Here is a 7,884-nt window from a genome sequence, read left to right as displayed (position 1 = left end):
CAGCTTTCCTGTCGCGATTGAGCCGGGATCTGATGTAGGCCGCCCGGCAGGCCGTCGGTAGGGTTGCCGACCTGCTTGGCAAGCAGGTTGGTCATGTCCGGGCATGGTAAGCCGCCCGCGATCGGCCTGGACGGCTCTGCGGCCTTCAGACCGGCTTCTTGAAGCCTTCGTGGCTCTGGTCGAAGCCAAGATTGCGATAGAAGCGATGGGCGTCGGTGCGAGCCTTGTGCGAGGTCAGCTCGACCAGCCCCGCTCCCTTCTCCTTTGCGAAGGCGAGCCCGTGGGTCATCATCACTGCGCCGATCCCCATTCCCCGCGTTTCCGGCGCAACGTGGACACTCTCGAACTTCGCACGCTTGCGCCCTCGTGCGGCGAAACCCGGAATGAGCGTGACCTGGAAGGTGCCGACGACCTCTCCGGCGCGCTCGGCGACGAAAAGTGTGGTGTCGGGACTCGCCAGAACCTCGTCGAAGGCCCGCTCATAGTCCGGGTGCGCGGCTTCAGCTGCGGCGTCCTGTTCCGTCACTTCCTGTGTCGCGGAGCCAAGCACGATCAGGCTGGCGACACGCTGGACATCGTCGCGCCGGGCCTGGCGAATGGAAATCTCGGACGGATCGATCTTGCTCTTGCTCATGGCCAGGCCTCCGGACCGCTGGACAGCCCCGCGGTTGGCGCGGTGTTAGCAAAGCCCTTTCTGAAACGGAACTCGGCATGCCGGCCCATGCGGCACGCTGACGGGCTCCGCCGGCTGCCGTCACTCGGCAAACAGGCGCTTTGCCATCAGCAAGGTGTTGGGCGTGTCATCGCGGCCGTCGAAGCGGGCCGAGCGCTGCAGGAAGAAGCCCATCCGCTCGTAGAATGCGATCGCGGGCTCGTTCTGCAGCTCGACTTCCAGGCGCGCAACCGGCGCCAGGGGGAAATGGGCGAGCGTGACGTGCAGCAGGGTGCGGCCGATCCCGACGCCCTGATAGGTCGGCAGGACATAGAGCCGCGTCAGCAGCGCCGCCCGGTCGCGCTCGCGGCGGGCGGACGAGGTCGCAACGATCTGGTCATCGACCAGAGCAACGAGAAAGGCTTCGCCGTCGCGACCGAGCTGGGCGCTCAGATTCTCCAGCGAATGCCAGGCATTGGTGATCTCGGCGACACGCTGCCAGCCATAAATGCCGTCATAGGTCGCATGCCAGGTCTCGACCAACAGCGAGCGGACGGCCGGGAGATCGGCCGCAACCGCGTCGCGGATGATGAGCCTGTCTGGCGTCACTCGATACCCAGCTTCTTCTTCAGGATCTCGTTCAGCGCCTGCGGATTGGCCTTTCCGCCCGACGCCTTCATGGCCTGGCCGACGAACCAGCCAAGCATGGTCGGCTTCAGCTTGACCTGCTCGACCTTGTCGGGATTGCCGGCGATGATCTCGTCGACCGCCTTCTCGATCGCTCCAGTGTCGGTCACCTGCTTCATGCCGCGCGTCTCTACGATCTCGCGCGGATCGCCCCCTTCGGACCAGAGTATCTCGAACAGATCCTTGGCGATCTTGCCCGAAATGACGCTCTCGCCAAGCAGATCGACGAGGCCGCCGAGCTGGGCGGCAGAGACCGGCGAGGCGGTCACATCCTTGCCTTCCTTGTTCAGGCGGCCGAACAACTCGTTGATCACCCAGTTGGCGGCGGCCTTGYCGTCGCGGCCCTTGGCGACAGCCTCGAAGTAATCCGCTTGCTCGCGCTCGGCGACGAGCACGGAGGCATCATAGGGCGTCAGGCCGTATTCGGCGATGAAGCGCGCCTTCTTGGCGTCGGGCAGTTCCGGCAGCGCTGCCTTCAGATGTTCGACGAAGGCATCGTCGAATTCGAGCGGCAGCAGGTCCGGGTCCGGGAAATAGCGATAATCATGCGCCTCCTCCTTGGAACGCATCGAACGGGTCTCGCCCTTGCCGGGATCATAGAGCCGCGTTTCCTGGTCGATCTTGCCGCCATCCTCGAGGATGCCGACCTGGCGGCGCGCCTCGACATCGACCGCCTGGCCGATGAAGCGGATCGAGTTGACGTTCTTGATCTCGCAGCGCGTGCCGAGGGGCTCGCCGGGGCGGCGCACCGAGACGTTGACGTCAGCGCGCAGGTTGCCCTTCTCCATGTCACCATCGCAGGTGCCGAGATAGCGCAGGATGGTGCGCAGCTTGGTGACAAAGGCCTTGGCCTCGTCGGCCGAGCGCAGGTCGGGGCGCGAGACGATCTCCATCAGCGCGACGCCGGAGCGGTTGAGATCGACGAAGCTCATCGTCGGATGCTGATCATGGATCGACTTGCCGGCATCCTGCTCCAGATGGAGGCGCTCGATGCCGACGCTGATCTGCTCGGTCGGCGAGAGATCGACGACGATCTCACCTTCGCCGACGATCGGGCTCTTGTACTGGCTGATCTGGTAGCCCTGCGGCAGGTCGGGATAAAAATAGTTCTTGCGATCGAACACGGACCGGTTGTTGATGCGCGCGTTCAACCCTAGGCCGGTACGAACTGCCTGACGCACGCATTCGGCATTGATCACCGGCAGCATGCCGGGCATGGCMGCGTCGACTAGGCTGACATGCTCGTTCGGCTCGCCCCCGAAGGCGGTGGAGGCGCCTGAGAAAAGTTTCGCGTTGGAGGTGACCTGGGCATGGATTTCCATGCCGATGATGATTTCCCAATCGCCGGTTGCACCCTTGATCAGCTTCTTCGGGTMGGCAGGGCGGGCATGCGCGTTCATATCGGTCTTCCAACTCTGGTCAGGTCGCGTCTTCGGTAGAACCTTGGCGCCCGGGCGGCAAGCGTCTGTTGCCATCCTGTCACCCCCTGGCCGGAATGTTGCTAATCTGTCGTCATTCGACGGTGCTGTCGAGTGACGGAACTTGACAATCGTCAGCACGCAACCTTTCTTGCGCGCGGCCCGGAAACCGAGAGTGGTTGCGCCGGCCCCGCTATCCGGAGTTTTTCCATGCGAATCCGCCGCTCAACGGGTCGGACTCTTGCCACCTTCGCGGTGCTGCTCGCGACGTCCGCCGCCACGGCCCTCGCCCAGGGCGCCCCACCGGCTCCGCCGGTCCAGACTGCAGCGCCGCTCGCCAAGCGCGTGACCAACTGGGACGAGTACACAGGCCGCTTCGAAGCGCGCGAGCAGGTCGAGATCAGGGCCCGCGTCTCCGGGTTCCTCGACAGCATCCATTTCCGCGACGGCGATCGGGTGAACAAGGGCGATCTGCTCTTCACAATCGACCAGCGCCCGTATCAGCTTGCCGTCGATGCGGCACGCGCTGAAGTCGCGCGCGCCAAGGCCCAGGTCGAGCTCGCCCAGAACGAGGTCGAGCGCGCCGAGGCTCTGACGCAGAACCGGACGATCACGGTTCGCGACATTGACCAGCGCCGCGCCAACTTGAACGGTGCCGTCGCGTCCCAGCAGGCGGCCGAGGCCAATCTCAAGACCGCCGAGCTCAATCTGGAATGGACGCAGGTTCGCGCCCCCCTGTCCGGCCGGATCTCGAACAAGCGCGTCGATGCGGGCAACCTCGTCGCGGGCGGCCAGTCGGGTGCGACGCTGCTGACGACGATCGTCGCTACCGATCCGATCAATTTCGTGTTCGATACGTCGGAAGCCGACTACCTCCGCTATTCCAGGCTCGCCGGCGAACAGCGCGGGCTGACGAACCGTGAAAGCGCTCCGACCGCACAGGTCAGGCTCGCCGACGAGACGAGCTGGAAGCGCCAGGGCAAGATCGACTTCGTCGACAACGCCTTCAATGCCCGCTCAGGTACGATTCGCAGCCGCGCCGTATTCGAGAACAAGGATCAGTTCCTGACGCCCGGCACCTTTGGGCGCGTGCGCATCTATGCCGGCCAGGTCGACGCATTGCTCGTTCCCGACGCCGTCATCGTCTCGGACCAGGCCAGCAAGATCGTGCTGACGGTCGGCGCCGACAACAAGGTCGTGCCCAAGCCGGTGGTGCTCGGTCAGATCGCGGACGGGTTGCGCGTGATCACCAAGGGCCTGGAGAAGGACGACAAGGTCATCATCAACGGGCTCGCCAGCCCGATGGTGCGGCCGGGCGCGACCGTCACACCGCAGGCCGGCGAGATCAAGGTCGCCGCAACCAACTGACGGCTTACGCCGCCATCACCGGAAGCGGACGGCATCGGCCGCCCGCCCTGCCCTCCCGGCCAGGACCCCAGCATGTTCCGCTTTGCGCATTTCTTCATCGACCGGCCGATCTTCGCGACCGTTCTCTCGATCCTGCTGACGATCGCCGGCGCCATCGCGCAGCGCAGCCTGCCGATCGCGGAATATCCCGAGATCGCGCCGCCGACCGTCACGATCACCGCGACCTATCCGGGCGCATCGGCCGAGGTCGTCGCCTCGACCGTCGCAGCGCCGATCGAGCAGGAGGTCAACGGCGTCGACGATATGCTCTATATCTCGTCGCAATCGACCGGTGACGGGCGTGTTACGATCAGCGTCGTCTTCAAGGCCGGCACGGATGTCGACCAGGCGCAGGTGCTGGTGCAGAACCGGGTCTCGGCGGCCGAACCGCGCCTGCCGCAGGACGTCCGTACGCTCGGCCTGCAGGTCCGCAAGGCCTCGCCCGACTTCCTGATGGTCATCCACATGCTGTCGCCCGACGGCTCGCGCGACCAGCAATACGTCTCGAATTACACGACGCTGAACGTGAAGGACGTGCTGACCCGCGTCGAAGGCGTCGGCGACGTGCAGGTCTTCGGCGCGCGCGACTACTCGATGCGTGTCTGGCTCGATCCCGCCAAGGTCGCGGCGCGCAATCTGACGGCCGGGGATGTCATCGCCGCGATCCGCGCCGCCAACATCCAGGTCGCCGCCGGAGCAATCAACCAGCCGCCGGCGAAGTCGGATGGCGCCTTCCAGCTTTCGGTCAATACGCAGGGACGCCTCACCAGCATCGACGAGTTCTACAACATCGTCGTCCGCTCGGACGCGGATGGCGGCACGATCCGCGTCCGCGACGTGGCCCGCGTCGAGCTCGGCGCGCAGGACTATCTGTCGAACTCCTATCTCGACAACAAGGAAGCCGTCGCGATCGGCGTGTTCCAGCGTCCGGGCTCGAATGCGTTGTCGGCATCCGAAGCGCTCATCAAGACAATGGACGGGTTGTCGAAGAACTTCCCGGCCGGGGTCGAGTACAAGATCGTCTACAACCCGACGGAGTTCATCGCTGAATCCGTCTCCGCCGTGGTGACGACGCTGCTCGAGGCGATCGTGCTCGTCGTCTTCGTCGTGATCCTGTTCCTGCAGACCTGGCGTGCGGCGATCATCCCGATCATCGCGATCCCGGTTTCGCTGGTCGGCACCTTCCTGGTGATGAGCGCGGTCGGTATCTCCTTCAACACGATCTCGCTGCTGGCGCTGGTGCTGGCCATCGGTATCGTCGTCGACGACGCGATCGTCGTGGTCGAGAATGTCGAGCGCTATCTGGCGCAAGGCATGAGCGCCAAGGACGCAGCGCACAAGACCATGGACGAGGTCGGCGGCGCCCTGCTCGCGATTGCGCTCGTGCTGTGCGCCGTGTTCATCCCGACCGCCTTCATCACTGGTCTGCAGGGCACGTTCTACCAGCAGTTCGCAGTCACGATCGCAGCCTCAACGGCGATCTCGTGCTTCGTTTCGCTGACCTTGTCACCGGCGCTGTCGGCTATCCTGCTGAAGCCGCACAGCCATGAGGAGCCGAAGGGTTTCTTCGCGGCGATCGGTGCGCCGCTGCGTTGGTTCTTCAAATATTTCAACATGGCCTTCGACTGGCTCTCGCGCGCATACGGCGCGGCGACCTCGCGCCTGATCCGCGTCGGCGTCCTGATGCTGCTGGTCTATGCCGCCCTGATCGCGGTCGCCGGCCAGCGCCTGGCGGCGATTCCGACGGGCCTCGTCCCGCAGCTCGACCGCGGCTACTTCATCGCCGTCGTGCAGCTGCCTCCGGGCTCGTCGCTGCCGCGGACCGACGAGGTCATCCGCAAGGCGACCGACATGCTGCTGTCGCGGCCTGGCGTCGCCCATATCGTCGCCTTCGCCGGCCTTGATGGCGCAACCTTCACCCTGGCGCCCAATGCCGGCGTCGCCTTCGTCACCCTCACCGACTTCAGGGAAAGGGCCAAGGCGGGCCTCACGACCCAGGGCATCCTCAACGATCTGCGCAGCCAGCTGGGCCAGATCGGCGAGGCCTTCGCCCTGGTGATCGAGCCTCCTGCCGTTCCCGGAATCGGCAACGGCGGTGGTCTCAAGGGCTATGTCCAGGATCGCGGCGGGCGCGGCCTGCCGGCGCTTGAGGGCGCGACCTGGGCAGTGGCTGGAACCGCGGGCCAGGCTCCGGGAATCCAGCAGCCGTTCACGCTGTTCTCGACCAGGACGCCACAGATCTACGCCGATATCGACCGGACCAAGGCTGAAATGCTCGGTGTGCCCGTGACCCGGGTGTTCGAGACCCTGTCGGTCTATATGGGGTCGGCCTATGTCAACGATTTCAATATCCTGGGCCGCACCTTCCGGGTGACGGCGCAGGCCGACAATCCCTACCGGCTCGACATCCGCGACGTCGCGGCGTTGAAGACGCGCAATGTCGACGGCGAGATGGTGCCGATCGGCTCGGTCGCGACCTTCTCCGACACGACCGGCGCCTATCGCGTGCCGCGCTACAACCTCTATCCGGCGGCCGAGGTCCAGCTTTCGATGGCGCGCGGTTATTCGACCGGCCAGGGCATCGCGGAGGTGGAGAAGATCGCGCAGCAGGTTCTGCCGGCCGGGTTCGGTTTCGAATGGACCGAGATCGCATTGCAGGAGAAGCTTGCCGGCAACACTGCGATCATCGCCTTCGGCCTCGCCGTCGTCTTCGTCTTCCTGCTGCTGGCGGCACTGTACGAGAGCTGGACCTTGCMGCTCGCCGTCATCCTGATCGTGCCGATGTGTATTCTCGCGGCGATGGTCGGCGTCGGTTACAAGGACTTCGATCGCAACGTGCTCGTCGATATCGGTCTCGTCGTGCTCGTCGGCCTTGCTGCGAAGAACGCGATCCTGATCGTCGAATTCGCCAAGCAGGCCGAGGACGAGGGTATGAGCCGGCGCGAGGCTGCGATCGCAGCGGCCAGGACCCGGTTGCGACCGATCCTGATGACGTCGCTCGCCTTCATCCTTGGCGTGCTGCCCCTGACGATCTCCGTCGGTGCCGGTGCCGAAATGCGCCAGGTTCTCGGCGTCGCGGTGTTCTCCGGCATGATCGGCGTGACGCTGTTCGGCCTGCTGTTCACCCCGGTCTTCTATGTGGTGGTGCGCTGGCTCGCTTCTGTGCTGAGCCGGAAGAAGAAGGGCGAGCCGACCGCCGGCAAGGATGCCCATCCGGCAGCCCACTGAAGCCTGCTGAACAACGAAACCCCGCCTTGCCGATCCGGCAAGGCGGGGTTTCTCTTTTAGGCGAACTTTCGAGCCAGGAGCCGGCACGCGAAGGCGACGCCAGCCGCCACCGCAGCCGCGATCAGGTTCGCGAGGGGCTGCGCACCGGCATCGCCCCTCACCTGCTGCACGATGATCAGGAGAAGCAGGAGCGCGGCGACGAAGGCCAGCGCCCCTTGCAGGAAAGTGAGACAGGCCCAGGCGATGGCGCGGCTGAAGATCATGCCGCCAGCCTAGACCCAAAGCATGGTCCAGCGGAAATCTGTCCGCGCCATGCCGGACAAACCGCAAGGTGATGCAGAGCCGGAAACGATCCGGAAACTTCGAAGATCCAGGTGACGAATCCCGGGCTCCTGCCTGGAGGCTCCCGGGATTGGCGCCGCGCTCAGGCGCTTACGCCCACCACTTCTCGCCAACCGTGAAGCGGCCAGCCGCGTCCTCGATGACCTGGCC

The 7,884-nt window shown here is 65.1% G+C and carries 6 protein-coding genes; 2 read left to right on the top strand and 4 right to left on the bottom strand.

The features are described 5' to 3' along the window. Positions 1-145: 145 nt before the first annotated feature. The 3 genes from AC1DJT_RS31365 to gatB all read right to left on the bottom strand — a co-directional run bounded on the left by AC1DJT_RS31365 (position 146) and on the right by gatB (position 2,739). Complete coding sequence (locus tag AC1DJT_RS31365) at positions 146-634, bottom strand: GNAT family N-acetyltransferase (RefSeq protein ID WP_441491729.1); 489 nt, start codon at positions 632-634, stop codon at positions 146-148. Positions 635-754: 120 nt separating this feature from the next. After that, positions 755-1,261, bottom strand: a complete 507-nt coding sequence (locus AC1DJT_RS31360; RefSeq protein WP_441491730.1) for a GNAT family N-acetyltransferase — start codon at positions 1,259-1,261, stop codon at positions 755-757. Next, a complete protein-coding gene (gatB, locus tag AC1DJT_RS31355) occupies positions 1,258-2,739 on the bottom strand; it encodes an Asp-tRNA(Asn)/Glu-tRNA(Gln) amidotransferase subunit GatB (RefSeq protein ID WP_476835583.1) in 1,482 nt (493 codons plus the stop codon). Before gatB ends, AC1DJT_RS31360 begins: the two co-directional genes overlap by 4 nt. Positions 2,740-2,967: 228 nt before the next feature. Between gatB and AC1DJT_RS31350 the strand changes: the two genes are divergently transcribed. Both AC1DJT_RS31350 and AC1DJT_RS31345 read left to right on the top strand, forming a co-directional pair. Continuing rightward, positions 2,968-4,125, top strand: a complete 1,158-nt coding sequence (locus AC1DJT_RS31350) for an efflux RND transporter periplasmic adaptor subunit (RefSeq protein ID WP_441507635.1) — start codon at positions 2,968-2,970, stop codon at positions 4,123-4,125. Positions 4,126-4,197: 72 nt separating this feature from the next. Continuing rightward, positions 4,198-7,392: an efflux RND transporter permease subunit gene (locus AC1DJT_RS31345; RefSeq protein WP_476835582.1), complete on the top strand. Its 3,195-nt coding sequence runs from the start codon at positions 4,198-4,200 to the stop codon at positions 7,390-7,392. A gap of 56 nt (positions 7,393-7,448) precedes the next feature. Here AC1DJT_RS31345 and AC1DJT_RS31340 read toward each other — a convergent pair whose 3' ends face one another. Further along, positions 7,449-7,655: a hypothetical protein gene (locus tag AC1DJT_RS31340; RefSeq protein ID WP_441507633.1), complete on the bottom strand. Its 207-nt coding sequence runs from the start codon at positions 7,653-7,655 to the stop codon at positions 7,449-7,451. Positions 7,656-7,884 lie beyond the last annotated feature (229 nt).

It is taken from the genome of Allobosea sp. 05T422_2 (assembly GCF_056396265.1).
Note: the sequence above shows the minus strand (reverse complement) of the source record. Positions and strands in the feature narration are given on the sequence as shown.

Bases quoted from the DNA above. Each gene is read 5' to 3' on its own strand.
- AC1DJT_RS31365 (WP_441491729.1), bottom strand. From the start codon at position 634: ATGAGCAAGAGCAAGATCGATCCGTCCGAGATTTCCATTCGCCAGGCC.
- AC1DJT_RS31350 (WP_441507635.1), top strand. From the start codon at position 2,968: ATGCGAATCCGCCGCTCAACGGGTCGGACTCTTGCCACCTTCGCGGTG.
- AC1DJT_RS31340 (WP_441507633.1), bottom strand. From the start codon at position 7,655: ATGATCTTCAGCCGCGCCATCGCCTGGGCCTGTCTCACTTTCCTGCAA.